The 23,247-nt window shown below is 48.6% G+C and carries 14 protein-coding genes; 4 read left to right on the top strand and 10 right to left on the bottom strand.

Going from position 1 to position 23,247, the window contains the following annotated elements:
- Positions 1–6 precede the first annotated feature (6 nt).
- From M1B78_RS10120 to M1B78_RS10135, 4 genes are all read right to left on the bottom strand, one after another.
- Positions 7–1,968 (bottom strand): ABC-F family ATP-binding cassette domain-containing protein, encoded by a 1,962-nt coding sequence (locus M1B78_RS10120; protein ID WP_176468503.1) that lies wholly within the window; start codon positions 1,966–1,968, stop codon positions 7–9.
- A gap of 502 nt (positions 1,969–2,470) precedes the next feature.
- Positions 2,471–3,382, bottom strand: a complete 912-nt coding sequence (locus M1B78_RS10125) for a nucleotidyltransferase family protein (protein WP_136009740.1) — start codon at positions 3,380–3,382, stop codon at positions 2,471–2,473.
- 154 nt (positions 3,383–3,536) lie between these two features.
- Positions 3,537–5,891, bottom strand: a complete 2,355-nt coding sequence (locus M1B78_RS10130) for an outer membrane protein assembly factor (RefSeq protein ID WP_257940592.1) — start codon at positions 5,889–5,891, stop codon at positions 3,537–3,539.
- Positions 5,892–5,970: 79 nt separating this feature from the next.
- Complete coding sequence (locus tag M1B78_RS10135) at positions 5,971–10,581, bottom strand: translocation/assembly module TamB domain-containing protein (protein WP_257940593.1); 4,611 nt, start codon at positions 10,579–10,581, stop codon at positions 5,971–5,973.
- Between the two features lie 167 nt (positions 10,582–10,748).
- On the opposite strand from M1B78_RS10135, the gene M1B78_RS10140 reads away from it, so the two are divergent.
- Complete coding sequence (locus M1B78_RS10140; protein WP_136009737.1) at positions 10,749–11,003, top strand: NVEALA domain-containing protein; 255 nt, start codon at positions 10,749–10,751, stop codon at positions 11,001–11,003.
- Between the two features lies 1 nt (position 11,004).
- Positions 11,005–12,123, top strand: coding sequence for a TolB-like 6-bladed beta-propeller domain-containing protein (locus M1B78_RS10145; RefSeq protein ID WP_257931622.1), 1,119 nt, complete (start codon positions 11,005–11,007; stop codon positions 12,121–12,123).
- Between the two features lie 14 nt (positions 12,124–12,137).
- Here the strand turns inward: M1B78_RS10145 and M1B78_RS10150 are convergent, their stop codons facing one another.
- The 4 genes from M1B78_RS10150 to M1B78_RS10165 are packed head-to-tail and all read right to left on the bottom strand — an operon-like array spanning position 12,138 to position 17,936.
- Positions 12,138–14,483 (bottom strand): hybrid sensor histidine kinase/response regulator, encoded by a 2,346-nt coding sequence (locus tag M1B78_RS10150; protein WP_257940594.1) that lies wholly within the window; start codon positions 14,481–14,483, stop codon positions 12,138–12,140.
- 5 nt (positions 14,484–14,488) lie between these two features.
- On the bottom strand, positions 14,489–15,832 hold the full coding sequence (locus M1B78_RS10155; protein WP_257940595.1) for an MATE family efflux transporter: 1,344 nt from the start codon (positions 15,830–15,832) through the stop codon (positions 14,489–14,491).
- A 1-nt stretch (position 15,833) separates the two neighbouring features.
- Positions 15,834–17,072, bottom strand: coding sequence for a M16 family metallopeptidase (locus tag M1B78_RS10160; RefSeq protein ID WP_136009733.1), 1,239 nt, complete (start codon positions 17,070–17,072; stop codon positions 15,834–15,836).
- Between the two features lie 24 nt (positions 17,073–17,096).
- Positions 17,097–17,936, bottom strand: a complete 840-nt coding sequence (locus tag M1B78_RS10165; RefSeq protein WP_176468509.1) for a peptidylprolyl isomerase — start codon at positions 17,934–17,936, stop codon at positions 17,097–17,099.
- Between the two features lie 93 nt (positions 17,937–18,029).
- On the opposite strand from M1B78_RS10165, the gene M1B78_RS10170 reads away from it, so the two are divergent.
- Both M1B78_RS10170 and M1B78_RS10175 read left to right on the top strand, forming a co-directional pair.
- Positions 18,030–19,370: a sigma-54-dependent transcriptional regulator gene (locus M1B78_RS10170; protein WP_257940596.1), complete on the top strand. Its 1,341-nt coding sequence runs from the start codon at positions 18,030–18,032 to the stop codon at positions 19,368–19,370.
- A 223-nt stretch (positions 19,371–19,593) separates the two neighbouring features.
- Positions 19,594–19,776, top strand: coding sequence for a hypothetical protein (locus tag M1B78_RS10175; protein WP_136009730.1), 183 nt, complete (start codon positions 19,594–19,596; stop codon positions 19,774–19,776).
- A gap of 232 nt (positions 19,777–20,008) precedes the next feature.
- Here the strand turns inward: M1B78_RS10175 and M1B78_RS10180 are convergent, their stop codons facing one another.
- A complete protein-coding gene (locus M1B78_RS10180; protein WP_136009729.1) occupies positions 20,009–22,546 on the bottom strand; it encodes an alpha/beta hydrolase family protein in 2,538 nt (845 codons plus the stop codon).
- 10 nt (positions 22,547–22,556) lie between these two features.
- Complete coding sequence (locus tag M1B78_RS10185; protein WP_136009728.1) at positions 22,557–23,228, bottom strand: RluA family pseudouridine synthase; 672 nt, start codon at positions 23,226–23,228, stop codon at positions 22,557–22,559.
- Between the last annotated feature and the right edge of the window lie 19 nt (positions 23,229–23,247).

Here is a 23,247-nt window from a genome sequence, read left to right on the forward strand (position 1 = left end):
TAACAGTTAGTGATTCTCCAACTCTACAGTAGCCGCGTCCCACTCTTCCATCGCACGGTCAAGCTGCTCTTTCAGTTTTTGGTGCTGCTCATAAAGCGACATGTCCGAAGCGCCTTCCGGTGTAGCCATCCTGGCCTCAAGAATAGCAATGGCAGCCTCCGTCTGCTCTATCTCCGCTTCACAATCGGCAACGCGGCGTTCCAGTTTCTTAAGTTTCTTGTTAAACTCCTTCTGCTCCTCGTAAGAGAGTTTGGTTGCCGAGGGTTGGGCCGATTCTGCACCGACACTGCCCGATGCCGCCTTTCCGGCAGTGGGCGAAGTGGAAAGTGAAGGGGATTTCTGTAACTCATTCAGACTCTCTATCTGCTTCTTTTGCAGGAAATCATAAATTCCTCCCAGATGTTCCTTCACCAGTCCGCCACCGAACTCGTACACTTTAGTCGCAAGTCCGTCCAAGAAATCACGGTCATGACTGACTATTATCACAGTACCGTCAAAATCGCGAACAGCCTCCTTCAGCACATCTTTGGAGCGCATGTCAAGATGATTCGTCGGTTCGTCGAGAATCAGAAAATTCACCGGTTCCAACAGCAGTTTTATCATGGCAAGCCGGGTGCGCTCTCCACCGCTGAGCACTTTCACCTTTTTATCCGAAGCCTCACCGCCGAACATGAAAGCACCCAGAATATCACGGATTTTGAGACGGACATCCCCTACGGCCACGCGGTCAATGGTATCGAATACAGTCAAGTTCTCATCCAAGAGTTGTGCCTGGTTCTGGGCAAAATATCCAATCTGCACATTATGTCCCAGTGTAAGTTTTCCGGTATAATCCGTAATCTCACCCATAATACACTTTACAAGCGTAGACTTACCTTCGCCATTCTTGCCGACAAAAGCAACCTTCTCTCCTCGGTTGATGGTCAAGTTCACATCATGGAAAATAACGTGCTCACCGTAGGATTTCTCCATATCCTCGCAAATAACAGGATAATTACCGCTACGACTACTGCAAACGAACTTCAGGCGCAAAGAGGAGTTGTCTTCTTCATCCACCTCGATACGTTCTATCTTTTCAAGCTGCTTGATGCGACTTTGCACCTGCACTGCTTTGGTAGCCTTGTACCGGAAGCGTTCGATAAAGTCTTCCGTATCTTGTATCTGCTTCTGCTGATTCTCGTAAGCACGCAGTTGCTGCTCCCGACGCTCCTTGCGAAGCACCACGAACTCATCATATTTCACTTTATAGTCGTAAATGCGTCCACAAGTTATTTCGATGGTACGCGTAGTGACGTTGTTCAAAAAGGCGCGGTCGTGGCTGACAAGCACCACCGCATTGGCACGGGTGGAAAGAAAGTTCTCCAACCACTGGATACTTTCGATATCAAGGTGGTTGGTGGGCTCGTCGAGCAACAACACATCCGGACGGCGAAGCAACAGTTTGGCAAGTTCTATACGCATGCGCCAACCACCGGAGAATTCGCTTGTAGAGCGGTCGAAGTCCTCGCGGCTGAAGCCCAGCCCCTGAAGCGTGCGTTCTATCTCGGCACGGTAGTTGGTACCACCCATCATCAGGAAACGTTCATTTTCGTTGGTGAAGCGGTCAATCAGTTTCTGGTAATCCTCGCTGTCGTAGTCGGTACGTTCGGCAAGTTGCAAGTTCATACGCTCAATATCAGCCTGCATCTCAAAAATATGCTCGAAGGCAAGTTCGGCCTCCTGCATCACAGTACGCTCGTCACTGAGTATCATCACTTGGGGCAAATACCCGATAGTACATTCGCGGGGAACGGCAACAACACCGGCAGTGGGCTGCTGAATGCCAGCCAATATCTTGAGCATGGTAGACTTACCGGCACCATTCTTGCCGACAAGAGCTATACGGTCTTTCTTATTGATAACATAAGAGACGTCTTCGAACAGAGGAGTGGCATTAAATTCTACCTTCAGTCCTTCTACAGATATCATAGTGTCAATGAATTTATCGTTAAGAGCTGCAAAGGTAGCGATTTTCAACGGTATATAAAGATAAAACAGAGAAAATGCCGGCAATTCCTACAATAGTATATCACACTTCCTCGCACACCACCAGCACCAGCATCAGCCCCACACCGCAACCTGAGTCACCTGCTTTCCGTATCCGCGGCTCCTCGTTCATATTTATTAAAAATGAAAAAGTCATGGTAATCAGAGGATACCTTGCCAAGGCATAGACATAGCACCGGCACGGTTTTGCCAAAGTAATGGCAAGACTTTGCCAAGCTGATGACAAGGCCTTGCCAACAAGGAGGCAAAACTGTGCCAACAAGCTGGCAAAAGAATGGAAGCATGGAAGACAAAAACAAAAAAGACAGAAGAACAAAAGAACAAACACAGCTCCGGCAAAACGCCTTCCCCATATTTGTCCTTTTGCTCTTCTGTCCTATAAATTAACGCAAATCGCGAATCAGGTTATCCTTCTATCTTACTTTTAGAACAACTTTGCAGGATATTCGCCTGCATCCACCAGAGCCTGAATCTTGTCGACCACGCTCTGACGGTCTTCAGGATAAGTCACACCAAACCACTTGCTGGTCGTATCGAGCACTTCGCAGGTAGCAGTGCCGTCGTTAATCAGTTTATCCACCATCAGCGGGATGAAGAATTCGCTCTTCAGGTTCTCCATGTTCTTCGGGTCGCTCAAGAAACTCTTGAAAAATTCTGCACTGTAAGCAAAATAATCGGGAGTAAAGCCCCAGAAATTCATGCTGACCGGAGTAGTCTCGGGAGTGGCAGTCCATTCGCCGTTATCGTCGATGTACTTCACTTCGCCGTCCATACGTTGAATCTTGGTACGTTCCACTACGGAAGTCAACAGATTGTTTGCATCCGTTCCGCACAAACCGCGGGATACGGTACCGCTTTCACTCAACGTGTTGCCAATGCGGAATCCTACCATGGAATACACATTCTTGGAACCTTCGGGAAGGGAAGACAGGAATTTGCCCATTACCTGAAAAGAGTCGCGGCCATAGAAATCATCACAATTGATAACGGCAAACGGTTCCTTTATCACATCGGCACCCATCATCACAGCATGATTGGTTCCCCAAGGTTTGGTACGTCCTTCGGGACAAGTGAAGCCTTCGGGAAGGTTGTCGATAGACTGGAACACCAGTTCGCATGGAATATGACCTTCGTATTTAGAAATGATTTTATCACGGAAATCCTGCTCAAAATCCTTACGGATAACAAAAACGAGCTTGCCGAAACCGGCATTGATAGCATCGTAGATAGAATAATCCATAATAGTTTCGCCATTGGGACCCAGTCCGTCCAATTGTTTCAAGCCACCGTAACGGCTACCCATACCGGCTGCCAATAAGAATAAAGTTGGTTTCATATCAGTTATATTTAAAAAGGTTAGTGTATCACGTTTGATAACGATTGCAAATGTACAAAAATTTATGACTGGCAGAAGGAAGTTTCAGTTCATTCTTTAGCCTCAACCGTACAAAAACGCGCATTTTATGAAAAATCAACTTCTTCACAAACAATCAGAACGGATAACCGATGGCAAAGTGCACAGCCAGTCCGTCTTTGAACTTAGGAATATTGTAATATTCCGACTTTCCGGTATCATACGGATTATGCAGTCCGATACCCAAATCCAGACGGAAAACAAGGAAGTCCAAATCGTAACGCAAGCCGAATCCCGTGCCCAAAGCAATCTGTTTCGGGAAGTTCTTCAGGGTAAACTCACCGTTCGGGCGACTTTCGTCCTTGCGCATCAGCCATACATTGCCGGCATCCAGAAACACAGCCCCGTGCAAATCCGCAATCATACGGAAGCGATACTCTACATTGGCTTCCATGCGGATATCGCCTACATGGTTAATATAGGTATACTTCCTGTTCTTCTCGGGAGGATAGCCACCCGGGCCTATGCTGCGCGCAGAGAAAGCACGCACACTATTGGCACCACCGATATAGAACTGTTCTGTATAAGGGGCAGTCGTAGCGTTTCCGTACGACCATATCACTCCTCCCGCAATGCGCGAGGCTATCATCTGATTCTTGTCTATACGGTAATGATACCTGAATTCCGAATTCAGCTTCAGGAACTGTGCGAAAGGCACACCGAAAAGCTTCTTTCCCTCCTCGCCGAACGGCTTGCCGAACATGCGGTAAACAGCCGAAGTCAGATTACCGGCCGATACGACAGTGGTCTGCCACCAAATGGGATTGCGCTTGCGACGCACAGAAGCATTGTCATAAGTATAGGTATACTCCATAGCTGGTATAAACTGGTCGCGCAAACTGACATAGAGAGCCGGATTCTGGGCACGCAACGCATCAAAAGCAGCCGTAGGATTGCGCAGTACATTAAACGTCAGTCTGAAAGGAGTTATACTGTGCCTGGAAGTGGCCTTGGGTTGGAAGTCGTAAGTGACGTTACCGCCAAAAGCCAGCAATTTATAATATTTGGCACGATTCACCTGATTGGCATACAAACGGAATGTCGTAGTGGCAGGAAAATCATATTCACGGTCACCCATCCGAGGAAACACCACGCGCGGAAAGACAAGCGAGGAGGAAATGCCCAGTTCATAACTGTTCATCAAGGAAGAGCTCTCCTTGCCCGTCTGCCATTCATACGAAGCGTTCAGCTTCACATTCCAGCTTTCGCCGCCACCGAAGACATTGTTCCTGGTCACGGTAAAGGCAGCACCCGGTCCGGTCTGGTTATTGCTCTTCATGGTGACATTAAAATCCAATTCGGCATCGTATGGCTTATCAAGGGCGGCAATGACTTTCACATCTAATGTATCGGACACAAATGCCGTATCACGCGGTATATACTGCATTTCGGCATAACGGAAGATGCCGACACTTGCCAGTCGTTCCTGAATACGGGTTTGCCGATACAGACTATACAAGCTCTGCACGGAACGCTGGCGGGCAATACCCGCACTGTCCTGTATCTGACGTTTCCGCCGATAACCTTGATAGTTCAGCCAACGGTAAAGCATGTTGGGACGTACCGGAGGTTTGTTATAGTAGTGTATGGTCAAGCCTTTATAATCCATGCTGTCATTGGGCTCCTGCCCCTGTTTTCCAAGAAGATATACGGATTTACGCCCCACACGGAACTGCCTCTCGGCTACCGTTGGCATACCGGGAACGGGAATCAAGCGCATCTGGACATGCCCATTAGGAACCATCATGGTATCTGCCTGATAGGTCAAGTAGTCGGGACGGAAATAATAACAGCCCACATTACGCAGCAAGGTGCTGATACGGGTACGCTCCCCATCCAAATCAGCCACATTGAATTGTTCTCCCGGGCTGATAAGGGAACGTCGACGCCCCAATTCCATGATGCGGGTGGTGCGCTGGTTAAAACCACGATAATATACCGTATCTATAAAATAAGGATTACGCATATCTACTGTATACTGCAGTTTGGCTTTCAAGGAATCCTTCGGGTCTGCAAATGTCTTGTAGCTGACGCTTCCATTGAAATAGCCATAATCGCGCAGCAAGTTGACAGCCGCCTTTTGGCGAATATCAGGATTCACTGTGGACATAAGTACCGGAGTGGCGGCAAACTTATTGAATATCCACTTGCCCAACCCTTTCTCGTATTTCTGGAAACCATTGTAAATCCACAGTCCGAAAGGAAAGGGATAACGGATTCTGGAACTTCCCAACAAAGAATTATTGGGCGCCGTGGCAAGAGCCGCCTCCACCTCTTCCATAGCAATCTCGCCAACGGGAGTTTCACTGCGATTCAATACCACCATCGGCTTCTGGCCGGTATAGAGTATTTCTCCTTCGGGCAAGTGCTTCGTAGTAGAGCAACCCGCCAGAAAAATCAATCCTGCAACATGCAATATCAATCGTTTCATATCATTTGCTTCATATTAAGTTTCAAGCTGATGAAGATGCAAGGAGGGAAAGAAGATGAATACTTTTTGCTTTGTCAACTCACTCCCTCTTCAACCCGTTTTCCCGCTCCTTTATCCCCTTCTTTTTAAAGATGAAGAGTTCACCCAACCGGTCCATCTTCCGGCGCAATACAAGGCCGACACCCGTCTCGGTTATCTCGCCATCAAGTATGCTTTCATAATTTTTATTATGGAATACCCGGACATAACGGGTGCCCGAAGCATCAAGGCGGTATTCCAACGATATATTGTCGATGAACGACTCCGCATTGTTCGTGGCATTGGCACCGGTAGATACCTTACCACCGATGACAATCTGCACGCGGTCGTTGAAGAAACGCTGGGAATAACGGAAGCTGAAATCTTTCTGCGTGTCGCCTGTTTCAGAAGAGGTGCGGTCTTCCACACCCACGCTGATATTAGCGCCCTTTATGCCTCCCGCCAAAGAATTTATCTGGCTCTGAAGCACAGAGTTCAAGGCAGCTCCCATCGTCAATCCTCCTCCTTTGGCACCACTATTCAGATAGATGCCTGTGGCAAGCATGGCAATGGCCTGCTTACTGCGCTCCTCCGCGCCCATGGCTTGCAGTTCATTCTCCACAGCGGCATCTTCGGGTGCTGAAATATCGAAGATGAGATCAGGCGATTCAAGCTTGTTCTTAATGGAAATGGAAACATCGAAATTCACCATTCGCGAACCGTCCCCATCTCCATCGGACACAGAAGAACGTACACGTTCCGTTGCTTTCAGATTCAGAGCAGGATTCATGATATTGCCCCGCCAATCCACATAGCTGCCGGGATTGAACTGGAACTCCTTCAGCGGAATAATGGGCAACGAATACTTCATGACACCGCCCGAAAGGGTGTAGCGTCCGGTAAGGCTCATATCTCCCTGGGGGGTATACTGCATGTTCAGGTCACCGCCGCCTTCCAGTTCGATATACTTGCTGCGGTCGGTACTCAGGTCGGCACGAAGACGGACTGCATCGTCTATATGGACAGACATGTACATCTCCAACCCTCCCAGCGACATGGCCGGCACCTCTTCTGCCGCCACCGACATGGTATCGGCAAACGAGGTAAAGGTGACCAGTCCGTCAAGGCGGTCTTCTACAGTCAAAGGAGAGTCGGTCAACACATATGTCACGTTGGTATTGCCCAGCAGGTTCATGTTTCCGCGCATGGCAAGACCGTCAAGCGGCCCCTTCACCGTGGCACGCAAATCGACAAACACTTTTCCGTAAACCAAGCTCTCGCGGGTGCGCGGTGCATCCAGCAAGGTATAATTTTCGGCCAGCAGATTGAGATTGGCTGTAGGACGTTCCATATTCCGGAAATCTACCTTACCGTCAATCGTAAACGGATTCTTGCTGGTGGTATAAATGGCAAACTTATCGAATATCAACTGGTTGTCTTTTACCTGTACCGGACGGTTGTCAAACCAGTAACGCGCTCCTGCCTGACGTGCGTAGACCGACACGCTGTCCAAAGCAATATCACCATGCATCTGAGGCTTGTCCAGCGAACCGCCAATATAAAGCCCCCCATCAATATCTCCGGTAAAAGTCACCATTTGGTCAGGGATGAATGCATTGACCATCTTCAATGGGAAATGTTCGAAACGAGTGGACACTTCCAGGGTATCCTTTCCGTTCTTCTGCTTCAGGATACCGTCGGCAGTCATCACCTCTTCATTATCATATGTAAAATAGGTATTCAGATAGTGTGTATCCTTGTCGCCCGGTAACCAGGTAGCCCCCAAGCCGATATCGCCCACAGGCTGACGTTCATAGGTCAGTTTCTCTACATTAGCTTCGGCGGACACCTGCAAGGAAGTGGCGGTCTGTATATAATTTGCTTCGGCGGAGAACAATCCCGTAAGCCGGGGCATATAAGGAAGTACATCGGTCAGTTCGTCCAAACGCAACCGGTTCAGTTCCACATTTATGTTCTGCAAAGAAAGGGTGTCATCCTTGTTTGACTGCATGCGGAAGCACAAACCGTCGTCGCTGTCCATGTCGATATTGGCATAGACGCGCATATTCTTATGCAAATAAATCCAGTTACAATTGTCCTCAAAATGGAATTTACGGAAAGCAATAATCGGCTCGGCAGGAACGAGGTTCAGCAGCACACCATTACCGCGACCATGTCCTTCGGTCAACGGACGGGCATTAATACCGAATAGCACACCGGTCTGCCCTTTTCCATCCACATAATCCACAGTCAGCTCCGCATCTTCATTACGGACTTCACCCGTCAGAGTACTGCGGAACACAAACTGCGGGTTCTTGGGACCGTTTATGACACCGCCTTGCAACTTCATGCGGGCAGTATCCTGTTTCACTGTAAAAAATATCGTATCAAGCTGCAAGGAGTCCATGCGCAATCCGTGAACAGCCGTACGCCCGTTGATGCCGACTTGCGGAGTAAACCCGAAACTCAGTTTGAAATCATTATAGGAAATACCCTTTGCAGCCAGAAAATAACTGACGGGATTCTGATTACCGGCTTCCAGATGCATGCCCGCTGAAGGAAGGACTTGGCGCAAAGTGGCATGGTCCAGACACCGTTCATCAATCTGCTTTGTCAGGATAGAGACAAATTTATCCGACTGTTCCATCAACTTCTTCAACGTGCTGTGGGCGCGGAAACGCAGATTCAAGTCACCGGCATCAAGCCTCAACTTGAGAGAATCATGGCGTGCCTCCACTCCCATTGTAAAGGCAAACGGGTGTTTCAACGGTCGGGGCACCAACCCCAGCTTATGCAGATTTACCTCTTTCACATTCAAATCCAAAGCGCCATCCAGATAGCTGCGGTCAAGACGCATATCCGCATTTCCCTGCATCTTGAGAAGAACATTATCGCTGGCAAGACGGACGGTAGCAACGGATGACTTGAGTCCGGCACGCACATCCACGCCGGAAATGTCCCAATGGCCATACTGTAGTTTTTCCAAGGAGGCATTCAAAGCAGCCACAGTCTTTCGTGATGCCATATCCACCCCTTGTCCCTTAGCGGACATCTTTGCCGTAAGAGCATAGATAGAGTCCTTAGGCAGGAAGTGATGCACCTGCAAGTTGTTGATGGCAAGGTCGGCATGGTAGGCCTCCGTAGCAAGGTTATAGGCAGCGTCCAGACTCAAGTCGCCCTCCTTCTCTTGCAGCTTCAAGGTAGCAGTGCACTGCGCCCCCTCCACACCGACACGTGCCGCAAGGTGCATGCTATCCGGCACGATGACAGAGCCGTCGGGAGAAATGTCGGCAAGTCCGGTCAGGAAGTTCAAGTTCTGTGTGTGCATTTCAAAGTCCATGCTCCCGCTACGTTTTATACTGTCGGTCAGATTCCAAAACTCTCCTCCTCCACTCAGCGAAAAAGCTCCGGGCAGCTCGGCCGTAAAACGTGAAATCTGCATCTGCTTCAGGTTTCCTTCCGTACCGGCATGAATCGTCAACGGACGGAACGGGTAGGCTTCCTTGAAAGCTTCCGGCAGGCCACCGGCAAAAAGCAGTACATCCTGTTTGCCGATACGGGCATTGAAACGGGCTGTCAGACGGCCGGTGGTAGGCATATTTATCAGTTTCCAGTAAGTCTGTGCCGTAAGGTTCATTTCACTATGAGGTGTCAGTAACTTCAAAGAAGGGATACGGATAACGGTAGAGTCGGCAAACAACCGACCGGTCAGAGAAGTTACACTCAAACCGGAACGCTCATACATGGAAAATTCCCGGATAACGGCGTTCATATCCCTGCCGTAGTACATCACAGAGTCAATGCCCAGACGGATGTCACGAAGAGCTATGTGTGAGGGATCGAAACCCGCAGAGGCACGTACGGCAATAGAATCGGTGGAGATAGAAGCATCTGTGTCGGAAACACCGGCTATCGCATGCTCCAGACCACCGGTATCATAATTGACGGAAGTTCCGGTCAGCAGGAATTTCCTCCAGCCATAGAACTGATGCTTCAAATCGGCGGCGGCATCCGCAATCTCTGCATCCCCTATATGTGCTTTCAGTCCCATAGAGTCCAACGGCATCTGTAAATCGACCGATACATTCTTCAATTTCAGGGTATGGAGAGTCACTTTCCAGTTCAACGCCGTCTCAGTGGTATCTTTGGGAGTCCCGGTCGTATCGGTAAGCATCACCTGAACGTGGGTATCGCTCAACTCAATGTTATTGAGAATAGCATCTTCCTTAGTGAGATCTATACCATGGCTTTCAAGAAAGAAATGCCCCAGTACCCCTTTGATGCGCATGCCTTCCACCAGATTGGAGGAGTTTACGGCAACTTGTTTCAAGGTAATGTCATCTACCTCCACTTTTCCTTTAAACAAAGGCCATGCCTGCACATGTACATTCAGGCTTTCCAGATTCAACAAGGTATCGGGATGCTGCACACCGGCAGTGCTGTCAGCCGGTTCTACTACAAGTACACCACGAACCACCAGATTCAAAGGAAAGCGCAAATCAATCCGTTCTACGGATATATCCATACCCGTAGCATCTGACGCAATTGCCGTAGCTTGCTTCCGTATGAAACTTTGTACGGGAGGTACATAGAGCAATATCATCAGTATTATAAATAATGTTATAGGAGTAAGCAACGCCCAAAGTGCTATTTTAAATCCTTTTCTTTTCATCGGAACGTTAATCAGTCATCGTATTCAAAAGTTCTACAAAGGAAACAATTTCTTGTGACATTTAGTTCTTATACGTTGCGAAAAGAGTAACATTTGTCGCATTTTAAAAAAATATCATTAGATTTGCGGGATAAGCCATTAAAACCAAACTTAAAAGCGAATAGATTATGAAAAAAATTATTATTACCATGTTTGCAGCAGCGGCTATATCCTTCAGCTATTTAAGACATCGCAATATGGATTTAGCGCAACTTACAGACCTCCAATTAGCAAATATTGAAGCACTTGCCAACACAGAAGGAGACAAACCGGTCAAAATACCTTGTTCAGAAAAGGAAAACGCAGAATGTAAGTTTCTGACAGAAGGATCTGACGGTATCTGGCGACACATCATCATTAAAGACATGACCAAATCCCAATAACATGAAACGCACGTTCCCCTTCCTCCTCCTTGTCCTGATTCTGACGGGGGCATTGACAATGTCGTGTTCCCGTCGCACATCAGACGGGACTACCACGTTTTATCTTGAAGGAGTTGCAGTGCCGACCGACTCTCTACAAAACGGTTATGTAGTAATCGACGCCGATGCTAACGAGATTATCATAGAAGTTTCCAAAGAACAACACTTCTTTGAGACCTACAGGCTGACCGCCGACAGCGCCTGCCTCACCCAACGCTACGGCGCACGGGGAGCAGGCCCCACAGAACTGGCAGAAGCCCACTCGATATACTATCACAAACCTACCCGCAACATGTTGCTCTATAGCGGCAACGACATGGGTGCACAGCTTATCAACCTCAACACAAAAGCTGTGTATCCCGTCACTGCTTTCAGGCAAAACGCCTCCTTATGGCTCATGAAAGCGGACTTCGTCAACGACAGTATTGTACTTGTTGCCTGTGTCATACCTAATCCCAAGAATAAGAGACAAGATTGGTTCAAGCTATTGCATCTGCCTACTGGTCGGCTGACAGACGTAGCGGGTTTCTTCCCCGCCGACGGTTTCGACGGTCCGATGATGACCAAGCAGTGGATCTACAACTCCTCGGCACGCCTCAAAAAACATCCCACCCGCAATCGCTTCCTATATGGCTGCGGTGACGAGGGGCTTTATGCCGAAATCTTCGATCTGGAAGACAACCGGGTCATCAACCGCAAAGTCATGCTCGACCAATATCCTACCTATCAGCCTGGCGAAGACGGCATCTCACCGGAAGGAGCTCCGGATTGGCAATTGACCGGATTCAAAGTATCCGTGACATCCCGGTACATCTATCTGCTTCTATCCCGAGAGAGCCATGGCGAACGGCGTGCCATAACCCGAGGACAAACGCCCGACAAGTTCAAGGGTCCAGGCAAAAGAACCGCTTTCAGCGAAGAGATTCTTGTATTCGACTGGGAAGGCCGTCTGTGCCACAAGCTGCACCTAAATCCCTTCGTGGTCAACATTGCCGTTACGGAAGACGACAGCCTCATCTATGGCATCACGGAATCGGAAGCGTATGAACCCGTCCTGATGCGTTACCCCCACATCTTCTGAAAGCAATGCCTCCCTCAGCCTGCCGGAATGTGCCGATACACTTCCTCCAGCAGGCGCAGTGCCAAAGCTGCCTTTGTCCCCCATTCGTCCGTAAAAGGCGTTCCCGTAGCGGCTTCCAACTGCCTTAACAATGCCACAACTTCCGCGGCTCCCAACAATTTGAAGAGGGGAATCATTTTATGGGAAACAGCGGCCATCCCGTCCATATCGCAAGCTGCAACAGCCTCTTCCAAGCGATGGATATTGAGACGCATCTCCGATCGAAAACTCTCCAGAATAGATTGTGCAGCTTCAAAATCATCGCCTGCAAAGGAAGTCAACGCAGCGAAGTCATAAGTCGAACCTGCCACCACAGAAGCAGCCTTCACAATGGGCACCGCAGCCGCGGCAATGGCATTTGCCGTACCGGTAGACATCGAAATAGCCGTTGCTTCCGCATCTCCGGCATTCGTTTCGGAAAGAAGTTCCTGCACCGTAAAAGGCTTGTGCAGACACCCGGCAAAGCCGTGCGAAGTAAATTCTTCACGCTTCATGTCACTGCGGGCAGTTACGGCAATAATCGGAATGGACTGTGCTTGCGGTATATTTGAGGCACGTAGCAGCTTCAGCAAGTCGAAACCATTAATGGCAGGCATCTGTACATCTGTGAGCAGCGCATCAAAAGTCTCCGTTCGCAAAGCATCCAACAATTCGTCCAATTGCAGGCAGGAAACAGAATTTATACCGCTCTGCCGGAGCATGGCGGCAGTAAGAGTAAGCTGAATATGGTCGTCATCAATAAGGAGGACATTCTTCAGTGAAGGATGAGAAATAGGGCATGAAGAATTGCCATTCTGCATGCCGGCACAGTCCGGCTCTTTATCCTTAATGTCATGTCCTTCACTTCTTACGGGATAGATAGGAATATATATGGTAAAAGTGCTTCCCTTACCCGGTACACTATCCACTTCAATCGCACCTTCGAGCAACTGTACCAACATACGGACGATGGAAAGTCCGAGTCCGAATCCTTCTTTTCCCTGAGCGCCCGGCAAGCGGGTGAACTCCTGAAAGATACGTTCACGGTCGGCAGGCTCCATTCCCTTACCGGTATCAGCGATGGCAACTACCAGTTGACGGGCTTCGTAACGGGCCGTCATGGTAATACTGCCCCGGTCCGTAAACTTCACGGCATTGGACAGCAGATTATTAATAATCTGGCGCAGACGCAAGGGATCGCAGATATAAGTACCTCCCAGTTCGGGGGCTATGTCACAATGAAGCATCAGCTCTTTGGCAGCCGTAAGTGGCTCAAAACTGACGTGTATCTCTTCGAGCAGGCGGGAAGGATGAAAGGTGACCCGGTTGACTTCGGCCTTGTTCAAGTCAAGGCGATGGAAATCGAGCAAATCAATGACCAGCTTCAGCAGATGCTCCGATGAGGTTTTCATATTGTCCAGGTAAAACCGCTGCCGCTCATCCACCGTCAGCCGGGAAAGCAGATCGGCATAGCCCATGATAGAGCCGAGCGGTGCTTTGAAGTCATGGGTAATGGCAAGCATCAGTTTTTCACGGACAGCAAGCAGGTCTTCGGCGCGACGGCGGGCCTCTTCAAGTTCACGGCGGTAACGGTTGCTGCGGGTTATGTCGCGACCAATGATAATAAGAAAAAAAGCGGAAAGCACCACCGCCCCTGCGGCAATGCCACCGATAATCTTTGCCGAACGGTAGCGAACCGCTTGTTGATATTCGTCCTCCTCCCGGGCACGCAGCAATGTTTCCGTCTCATAATCTTTCAGCAAGCTGTCTATGCGGGCTGTCAGTGTATGGTCCAAACGCTGCAGATAGCGTTTACGTCGCTGTATAACAGTGTTTACAGCTTTCTTCTGCCGGGCCACAGCCCGCAGTTTCTCATGCAAAGAGTCGGCCGGATTATAAGGTTCTATCACCGTATCCGTTGCAAATTCGAGGGAGGTTTTTACTTGGATAGCCGTATCTTCCTTGGAGGGGACAAACACTTCACCCAAACGACGGAAAAACCCCTTCTTCTTAGGACGCGTCACAACCGTATCCCGATGTGTAATGATACGATGCTGCACACGCTGCTGGGCCACTACCGAATCCTGCCGGGCAATTATCTGTTCAATGTCGCTAGTAGATACCACACTGTCACTCGCCTCACTCAGCGTACGCAGCATTCTTATCGTGTTGGCATCTTTCTCTCGTATCAAGGCAAGCACACTATCCGCCCATTGTACATTGTGGTCATCGGTAAGAATAAGGTTCTCCATTTCCCGCCGCACGAATAACAAGGAAAAAAACAATACAGCCAGCAACAAAGTGTAGCCTACGGCAATCTTTACTTTGGAGACACTATTCATACTTATCAGGCCCTGTTCCTTGTCTGTTTACGGAATCTCAACCACAGCATCAGCCCCGCACTGGTAAGTCCGAACGGAAAAGCCATCCAGACTCCCGTCAGTCCCCAGCCGAAGATGAAGCCACAAAGGTACCCTACAGGCAAAGATATCATAAAATAGGATATAAATGCAATAATAATCATTGGCTTCACGTCCGAGATACCGCGCAAAGCATTGGCAAAGTTAATCTGCAACCCATCACCGAACTGGTAAATCAAGAACGGGAAGAAAAGAGAAGCAACCATGGCAGAAACCTCCGCATTGTCCGTAAACCATCCGCCCACTTGTCCGCGAAGTGCAAAGACGATACTCAGCAACACCACCTCCATACAAAGGACAATGTGGAAACCTGCATATGCCGAGCGACGCACATTCTGTCCGTCTTCCCGCCCCTTGAAGTTGCTGACACGCACAGCAACCGCAGCACCCATGCCGTAATACATCATAAAGGTGAACTGAGAGATAGTAAGCATTATCTGATGCGATGCCAAAGCAAGTGTTCCCAACCAGCCTACCATGATGACACTCAGACTGAAGGAAGCCGTCTCCATCCCCATCTGCATGCCGACGGGCCAGCCCAGCGCATTGAGTTTCTTGAACATCGGGGTCGACCATCCCAACCGCATGAAACCGATTCTATAACGAATAAACCGACGACTGCGGAACATAATCAGCGCAAAGACCACCACCATTACAATGCGGGAAAACAAGGTACTGATACCCGCACCCAGCAATCCCAGTTCCGGGAAACCCAGTTTGCCATTAATTAGAATATAGTTTCCTACGATGTTAAGCGCATTTCCTCCAAGCAGAATCCACATGGCCGTCTTGGTATCAGTGATGCCGTCGGTAAACTGTTTGAAACCGTTGAACAACATGACAAAAACCAATGAAGCAAGCAACACCAGATAATAAGGCTTAATCAGAGGCAGTAATTCTTCAGGTTGCCCCAACCGTTCTACATTGAAATACAGAACAGTCATGACGGAAGTCAGCAGTAAAGCCACCAGCACATTGGCCACCAGACTGCACCGCAACGCCTGTCCGGCCTCGGCAAAACGGCGGTTACCGTAAAAGCCTCCTACAATCGGTGTCAGCCCGTAACTGAAACCCGTACTGAAAATAATGCATAGAGTAAACAGATTGTTTACAAAAGAAGCGGCCCCCAGCTCCTCCGTGCTGTGATGCCCAATCATCAGCGTATCGGCAAAACCAAGTACAATGACTCCCAACTGGCCCACCACAATGGGCAGTCCCAAGAGAAGCAGTGCTTTATAGTGTTGCTTATACGTATCAAATAAATTTCTCATACTAAAGGTTTTCTTTTTGATAATAGAGCACAACCCCGTTTTCGTCACGGAACGTCTGCTGTGCCACCCTATGAAGCTGTTCTGCCGTCACGGCACGGTAATTGTCTACTTCACGGTCTATGTCTTCCGCCTCTCCGGTCAGCTCAAACCAGGCAAGGTTCGTAGCAACATTCAAATAATTGATGTTGCCGAATATCTGTGTAGATTCAAACTTATTCTTTACTTTCTCCAATTCCTGCTCTCCAACAAGCCCAGATTTCAACTCTTCCAGTTCTTGCCGAACAGCAGCCTCGGCCTGCTCCAGAGATACGCCTGCAGAGGGTTTTCCACTGATATGCAGCAGTCCGGCATCCCGTGTACCGGAGATATAGGCATCGAGACTGGAAAAGAGCTTTTGCTCCTGCACCAGCCTGCGGGTCAATCGGCTGGAACTTCCATTGCTCAGAACATCCGATAAAATATCGAATGCATAATAATCGGCATCCTTACGGCTACACATGTGATAAGCCATGAACAATGCATCCAAAGGAACATTCCGTTCCACCGTTTGTCGGCGTTCCACCGTCTGTGCGACTTCTTGCGGCAATTGCCTTACGGGCACGTTTCTACGGGGAATGGGAGCGAACCACTTTTCAGTCAGCCTCACCGTTTCTTCCCACGAAATATTTCCGGTAACGGCCAAAACCGCATTATTAGGTGCATAAAAACGGAAAAAGAATTCCTTTACCTCATCCAGCGTGGCATTGGCAATATGAGAAAGGTCCTTTCCGATAGTAGGCCAGCGATAAGGATGCGTCTGATAGGCCAAAGGACGAAGCAGATGCCCCACATCGCCATACGGTTGGTTCAGGCAACGTTGTTTGAATTCCTCCATCACTACCGCACGCTGCACTTCAAGACTCTGCTCACTGAATGCCAGTTCCAGCATACGGTCGGACTCCAGCCAAAAACCAATTTCCACATTCGATTTCGGAACCGTCAGGTAGTAATTGGTAATATCATTATTGGTCCATGCATTATTCTCCCCACCTGCCAGTTGCAAAGGAGCATCATAATCAGGAATATGCACCGAACCTCCGAACATCAGATGCTCGAACAGATGGGCAAAGCCCGTATGCCCGGGATGTTCGTCACGAGCACCCACGTCATAAACAATATTCAAGGCAACCATCTGCGTGCTGGTGTCCTCTTTGTGCACCAACCGCAGACCGTTGTCAAATATCTTTTTGTTTATCTTCATAAAATGGAATGACAGATTACATCATCAATCTATCACAGTCACTTTTTTAATAACCACATCCTCTTCGGGACGGTCGTTACGGTCGGTCTTGACCTTCTGTATTTTATCAACGATATCCATACCTTCCAGCACTTCACCGAATACGGTATACGCACCGTCCAAATGCGGAGTACCGCCCACAGTAGTATAGGCCTTTACTTGCTCGGGAGTAAATTTGAACTCCGGTTCCTTGGCAACCTGAGCCTCGGCCTGCGCAATCAATGAATCCTGCAAGTTCATCAAGCCATCCTGATCGTTATTCTTGCGCATCTTGTAGATTTCTTTCATGTGCTTCTGTGCCAATGCATTGAAAGCATTGTTCAGACGCATCTGGTTCATCTGCTGTTCCATACCCAGCAAAGTAGAATCACCATACACCTTTCCGGTCACAATGTAGAACTGACAACCGGACGATGCCTTCTCAGGATTCACCTCATCACCCTGACGTGCAGCCGACAAAGCACCTTTTTTGTGAAAATACTTCGGATAGACGAATTCGGCAGGAACGGTATAACCCACATCACCCGTACCAAGCATCTTGCCTTTCGGGGCCTTCTTCGATTCCGGGTCACCTGCCTGTATCATAAAGTCCTTGATGACACGGTGGAACAGCGTACCTTCATACGTGCCGTCTTCCACCAGCTTGATAAAGTTATCACGATGTTTCGGGGTTTCGTTATACAGTTTCACGATGATATCACCCGCACTTGTCTCAATCTTCAACTTCGTTTCTTTTTCCATATCTACTTCTTTCTTTTGTCCCGGCTTGCAGGCAGTCAGACCGCAAACCAGTATAGTTAATAATACAATAAGATTTCTTTTCATTTTGTTTTTTATTTAATTTAAGTTTGCAAATATACTAAAATCAGACAAAAGCACTTACCTTTGCCTACATAAAAGAGATAAAAGGCAAAAGCGATGACATCCATATTAATCGTAGAAGATGATATTACTTACGGCATGATGCTAAAAACATGGCTCGGCAAAAAAGGTTTCCAAGTAACCTCCGCCAGCAGCATAGCCCGTGCTCAAAAACATATTGAGTCGGGAACCGTAGATTTGATATTATCCGACCTGCGTCTGCCCGACAAGGATGGCATTGACTTACTGAAATGGCTGGGCGAACGCAACTTGCAAATACCGCTTATCATCATGACGGGATACGCTGATATACAATCGGCTGTCCAATCCATGAAACTGGGAGCCTGCGATTATATAGCCAAACCGATAAATCCGGATGAATTATTGAAGAAAATAGAGGAAGCGCAGAAAATGCGTACCGGCCATAGTTCTTCAAAAGGCACTCCCGCCAAAGGGATAGAGAGCACTCCTCCCCCTTCCGATTATCTAGAAGGAGAGAGCGATACCGCCAAGCAACTCTATAATTATGTGAAACTGGTTTCACCTACCAACATGTCCGTACTCATCAATGGCGCCAGCGGAACGGGCAAAGAATATGTGGCCCACCGCATCCATCAACTCAGCAAGCGTGCCGACCGGCCGTTTGTAGCCATCGATTGCGGTTCTATCCCCAAAGAATTGGCCGCCTCGGAGTTCTTCGGCCACATAAAGGGTGCCTTTACCGGCGCATTGACCGACAAGACGGGCGCTTTCGTTGAAGCCAACGGTGGTACCATCTTTCTGGATGAAATAGGAAACCTGAGCTATGAAGTGCAAATACAGTTGCTGCGTGCTTTGCAAGAGCGCAAGATACGTCCCGTAGGCTCGAACAAAGAGATAAGCGTGGATGTGCGTCTGGTATCCGCCACCAACGAAAATCTGGAGCAAGCCATCGGAAAAGGGATGTTCCGTGAAGATTTATACCACCGTATCAATGAATTCACACTGCGCATGCCACAACTCAAAGACCGCCGCGAAGATATCCTGCTCTTTGCCAATTTCTTTCTGGACCAGGCCAACCGCGAAATGGACAAGCAACTGACCGGCTTCGACGATAAAGCATCACGCGCCTTATTGGAATATCCCTGGCCGGGCAACCTGCGCCAGATGAAGAACATGATACGCCGTGCCACACTGCTGGCGCAAGGCAAATTCATTACAATTAATGAACTAAGCGAACTGAAAGAACCAGCACCGGCCATCATCGGTATTCCTCTCCGCAACGAGGAGGCAGAGAAGCATCAGATTATCGAGGCGCTGCGGCAGACGGGGAACAACAAGAGCCGTGCGGCACAACTGTTGGGGATCGACCGCAAAACACTGTACAACAAGTTGAAACTTTATCACTTATCGGACTGAGAAGTGTGGAATAATTCCACATCTCCCTCCACATATTCCACATTTTTCCACACTGTGTCATACTGTGCCTCGAATTCATATACAGTTATATTTCAACAACTTAACCGAACCGCACTTCTTTTGGCACATCATTTGACCTATATTAAGCGTAAGCACCAAGCGCTACACCAAGCAGGCACTTAGACTTAACAACAATATATTATCAACCTAAAGCAAATGAATTATGAAAAAATTAGTATTAGTAGCAGCCCTGTTTATGTTTGTTTGTGGCGGATCGTTCTTGGCTCAAGCCAAGGCTCCGGTAGAACAGCCGAGTAAGACAACAACCTTGTCTAACGACACTGTGATAACGGATACCTTGCAGAAAGCCGAGAACGTCCCAGACACAGCAAAAGTGGCCGAATAACAGTAAGCACACTACAACAAAAAAGCCGTTTCCTCCTTGTCTATTCTGGGAAACGGCTTTTTCATTTCATCACAGTAAGATACTTATTATCAGACAGAAATCACTTTATATTCACTTTACCCATCATAAAGCGGCACTTTATTACCAGTAAAGTATTGCTTTATCACTAATAAAGCGGCACTTTATCGGTGATAAAGTGCCGCTTTACAATAGGTAAAGTAGAGATAAAGTATTACCAGTTCCTTTCCGGATAAAGGTCATTCCACCATGCCGGACTATCCTGCAACCAGCGGGCAAACCAAGCCATGATTGAATTGTGCCACAATTCACGCTTTGCATAATCAGACACAAAATGATTCTCACCGTCCACGGTAATGAATTCCACCGGCTTGCCCAATATCTTCAGCGCATTATACAACTGGATACTTTCACCGATAGGCACGTTCGTATCTACCGTGCCATGCAGCAACAACAGAGGAGTCTTAATCTTGTCCGCATTGAACAGCGCTCCATGTTTCGTAAACAAATCGGGATTATTCCAAGGATAGCTCTCGGCAGCCGCCACTGAGTTATAGGAGTATCCCCAGAAACCTTCGCCCCAATAGCTCGTCACATTACTGATACCTGCATGTGAGGCTGCGGCAGCAAACATATCCGTCTTAGTCTGCAGATACATCGTCATGAATCCTCCATAAGAGGCGCCCAAGCATCCGATACGTTTATCGTTGACAAACGGATGGGCTGCACAGAACTTCTTCGTGCCTTCAATAATTTCATCGGCCGTACGCTCACCCCAAGCATTGACGTGGCGTGCAGAGAACTCCTGGCCATACCCGATGGCACCACTGGGCTGGATAACATAAACCACATAGTCGCGTGATGCAAACAACTGTGCAGAGTACGGAGAAGTAATGCCGCGGGTCGTAGGAGTCGTTCCTCCATAATAGTACACGATAAGCGGATACTTCTTGTTCGGGTCGAAAGACGGCGGCAGGCAAATCATTCCCTTTATCTCCGTACCGTCCGAAGCTGTAAAGTTCCACTCTTCCATCTGTCCCAGCTCAATCTTATCGAGGATGGGCTTCATGGGGTTGGCAAGCAGGGTGGAAACTTTCTTCTTCGTGTCGTACGTGTAAGCTACACCCGTGCTGGCGTTTCCTCCGCCCACATAGGCAGCCACAACCGGATTGTCATCGGCCAGCGTGAAGGAAGTAATCACATCCTCTTCAAGCGGCAGCATCTCAAAGCCACCCGTCTTCGGAACATAACGATAGATATGACTGCAATCTCCATCGGTCGTATCGAAATAGATACATCCGTCCACACGGTTCCACTGCACGAGAGACACCGTAGGATTGAAATCGCGCGTGATGGCTTGCACTTTCTTTGTAGCCAGATCCATAATGAAGGCTTGGGTATCAAAGTCATTGGCAATAGGATGTTCACCACAGTTCTTGCCGATGCCTCCGAAAGCGGACGGACTGCCGGTCACCAGAAGCTGTTTGCCGTCCGGAGAATAGGAAGCGCCTCCCAGATAGGCATCCCAAGCCACCAGTGTATCTGCCTGCAAGGTGGCCAGATCAATCTCGAAAAGAGAAGAGAGAGAGAAAGGACATCGAGTGATGTCTGGCTTGGAAGTGCTGCACAACAGTTTCTTGCCATCCGGAGAAATATCATTCAGATAGACGTTGCGGTTACCATAGGTCAGACGCTCGGAAAGTCCCGTCGCCACATCGTATTTCATGAGATAATAACGGTTGCGAGAATTGGGGATACGGTCGTCCGGATGCAAGAGACGTTTCAACGGGCCACTCACCTTTTCGCCCTCGTCCGTGAGCATATAGATAAGGTATTCTTCCGTAGGAGACCAGCTGAAATATCCTTCCGGGACATTCTTCAGCAGCACTTCTTCACGCATCGTAGCAGGGTCGAACACAACCAGGTCGTTCTGCTTCTCACCCATAACCGTATAGTAAAGCTTGTTGCTGTTGGGCATCCACTTCATCCCTTCATTGGCATTGGGCAGTATCACCCGGCCGGTCTTCACCTCGGTCAGTTCACAACGGGTTCTGAAACGTTTCACGTCGTAACTGTCCGAATAGCGGGTCAGCAGGTACTTGCCGTTGGGCGAAAGAGAAACCCAGCTCACTCGGGAACCGAAATTGGTGTTGAACAAAGAAAAGCGTCTCTTCATGTCCGGTGCTATCTGACAGGCTACATCGGTAAAGTCTTCTTCCTTTTCAAATTCACATTTCAGCATCGGCTGCATCTTGTCGTCCGCGCTTGAAAGCAACTTGATAACAATTTCATAATCTGCTTCGGGATTCATGCGCAGACTCACGGCCGTAGGACGAACCTGCGACAAGCTGTCCTCTGCCGTCTCCTTGACCTGTTTGGATTCACCGTTTACAAACACCTCAAAACGGGCAGGGGAATATACATTCAGCTTGCCCTTCATGAAACGCTCGGCACGCAGATTGGTGGCAAACAGATAGAACAGATTGTCCTTATCCGCCTTTGCCACAGCGACATATCCGGCCGTATCAGCCGCCATACGTTCGTACTGACATCCGTCGAAGCCGAGGTTGACCTTCGTCTTCAAAAGATTACCGACAGTAAACTTATCTCCTTTGAAGTTGATACTATCGCCTTGGAGGGGGGTGCGCACCGTAACGGCAGGACGCACATTATACTCAGCAATCCTTTCCTGAGCTTGGGCAGCCAATCCTGCAAGGAGCAGCAAGCCCGACAAAACTATGATTTTCTTCATTACAGTAAGATTAAATCGTTTCAAAACCATTCCATAAATTTCCGGGAGGAACAGGCGCCTCCACTTCTATCAGTTCTTTGGACACCGGATGCACAAAACGGATAGACCGCGCATGCAGACAGATGCTGCCGTCGGGATTGGAGCGGGGCGAACCATACTTCAAGTCGCCCTTGATAGGAGAACCCATCTTTGCCAACTGACAACGTATCTGGTGATGACGTCCGGTTTTCAGGTCTACTTCCAACAGATAATAGTTCTGCGACCGCCCGATAATCCGATAGCGCAAAATCGCTTTCTTGCTGCCCGGCACCTCCTTGTCGTAGGCATAACTCTTGTTCTGTTTCTCGTTGCGTACCAAATAATTCACCAGCTCCCCTTCTTCTTCGCGAGGCAAGTTCTTCACCACTGCCCAATAAGTCTTCTTCACCTCGCTGTTCTTGAACATCTCATTCAGACGCGATAGTGCCTTACCGGTCTTGGCAAAAACAACAAGACCGCTCACGGGGCGGTCCAGTCGGTGGGTGACACCGATAAAGACATTTCCGGGCTTGCTGTACTTCTCTTTCAGGTACTGCTTTACAGTTTCCGAAAGCGGTGTATCACCCGTTTTGTCTCCCTGAACTATCTCGGAAGCGGTCTTGTTGACTATAATGATATGATTGTCTTCGTATACGACAGTCATCGTTATTTCAAAAATTAAT

Source organism: Bacteroides muris (ex Fokt et al. 2023), assembly GCF_024704895.1.
Taxonomy (GTDB): domain Bacteria; phylum Bacteroidota; class Bacteroidia; order Bacteroidales; family Bacteroidaceae; genus Bacteroides; species Bacteroides muris.

What these genes read in the sequence shown, in the direction of transcription:
- M1B78_RS10180 (WP_136009729.1), bottom strand. Translation starts at nt 22,546, where the DNA reads ATGAAGAAAATCATAGTTTTGTCGGGCTTGCTGCTCCTTGCAGGATTG.
- M1B78_RS10130 (WP_257940592.1), bottom strand. Translation starts at nt 5,891, where the DNA reads ATGAAACGATTGATATTGCATGTTGCAGGATTGATTTTTCTGGCGGGT.
- M1B78_RS10155 (WP_257940595.1), bottom strand. Translation starts at nt 15,832, where the DNA reads ATGAGAAATTTATTTGATACGTATAAGCAACACTATAAAGCACTGCTT.
- M1B78_RS10140 (WP_136009737.1), top strand. Translation starts at nt 10,749, where the DNA reads ATGAAAAAAATTATTATTACCATGTTTGCAGCAGCGGCTATATCCTTC.
- M1B78_RS10145 (WP_257931622.1), top strand. Translation starts at nt 11,005, where the DNA reads ATGAAACGCACGTTCCCCTTCCTCCTCCTTGTCCTGATTCTGACGGGG.
- M1B78_RS10165 (WP_176468509.1), bottom strand. Translation starts at nt 17,936, where the DNA reads ATGAAAAGAAATCTTATTGTATTATTAACTATACTGGTTTGCGGTCTG.
- M1B78_RS10175 (WP_136009730.1), top strand. Translation starts at nt 19,594, where the DNA reads ATGAAAAAATTAGTATTAGTAGCAGCCCTGTTTATGTTTGTTTGTGGC.
- M1B78_RS10125 (WP_136009740.1), bottom strand. Translation starts at nt 3,382, where the DNA reads ATGAAACCAACTTTATTCTTATTGGCAGCCGGTATGGGTAGCCGTTAC.
- M1B78_RS10150 (WP_257940594.1), bottom strand. Translation starts at nt 14,483, where the DNA reads ATGAATAGTGTCTCCAAAGTAAAGATTGCCGTAGGCTACACTTTGTTG.
- M1B78_RS10120 (WP_176468503.1), bottom strand. Translation starts at nt 1,968, where the DNA reads ATGATATCTGTAGAAGGACTGAAGGTAGAATTTAATGCCACTCCTCTG.
- M1B78_RS10135 (WP_257940593.1), bottom strand. Translation starts at nt 10,581, where the DNA reads ATGAAAAGAAAAGGATTTAAAATAGCACTTTGGGCGTTGCTTACTCCT.
- M1B78_RS10160 (WP_136009733.1), bottom strand. Translation starts at nt 17,072, where the DNA reads ATGAAGATAAACAAAAAGATATTTGACAACGGTCTGCGGTTGGTGCAC.
- M1B78_RS10185 (WP_136009728.1), bottom strand. Translation starts at nt 23,228, where the DNA reads ATGACTGTCGTATACGAAGACAATCATATCATTATAGTCAACAAGACC.
- M1B78_RS10170 (WP_257940596.1), top strand. Translation starts at nt 18,030, where the DNA reads ATGACATCCATATTAATCGTAGAAGATGATATTACTTACGGCATGATG.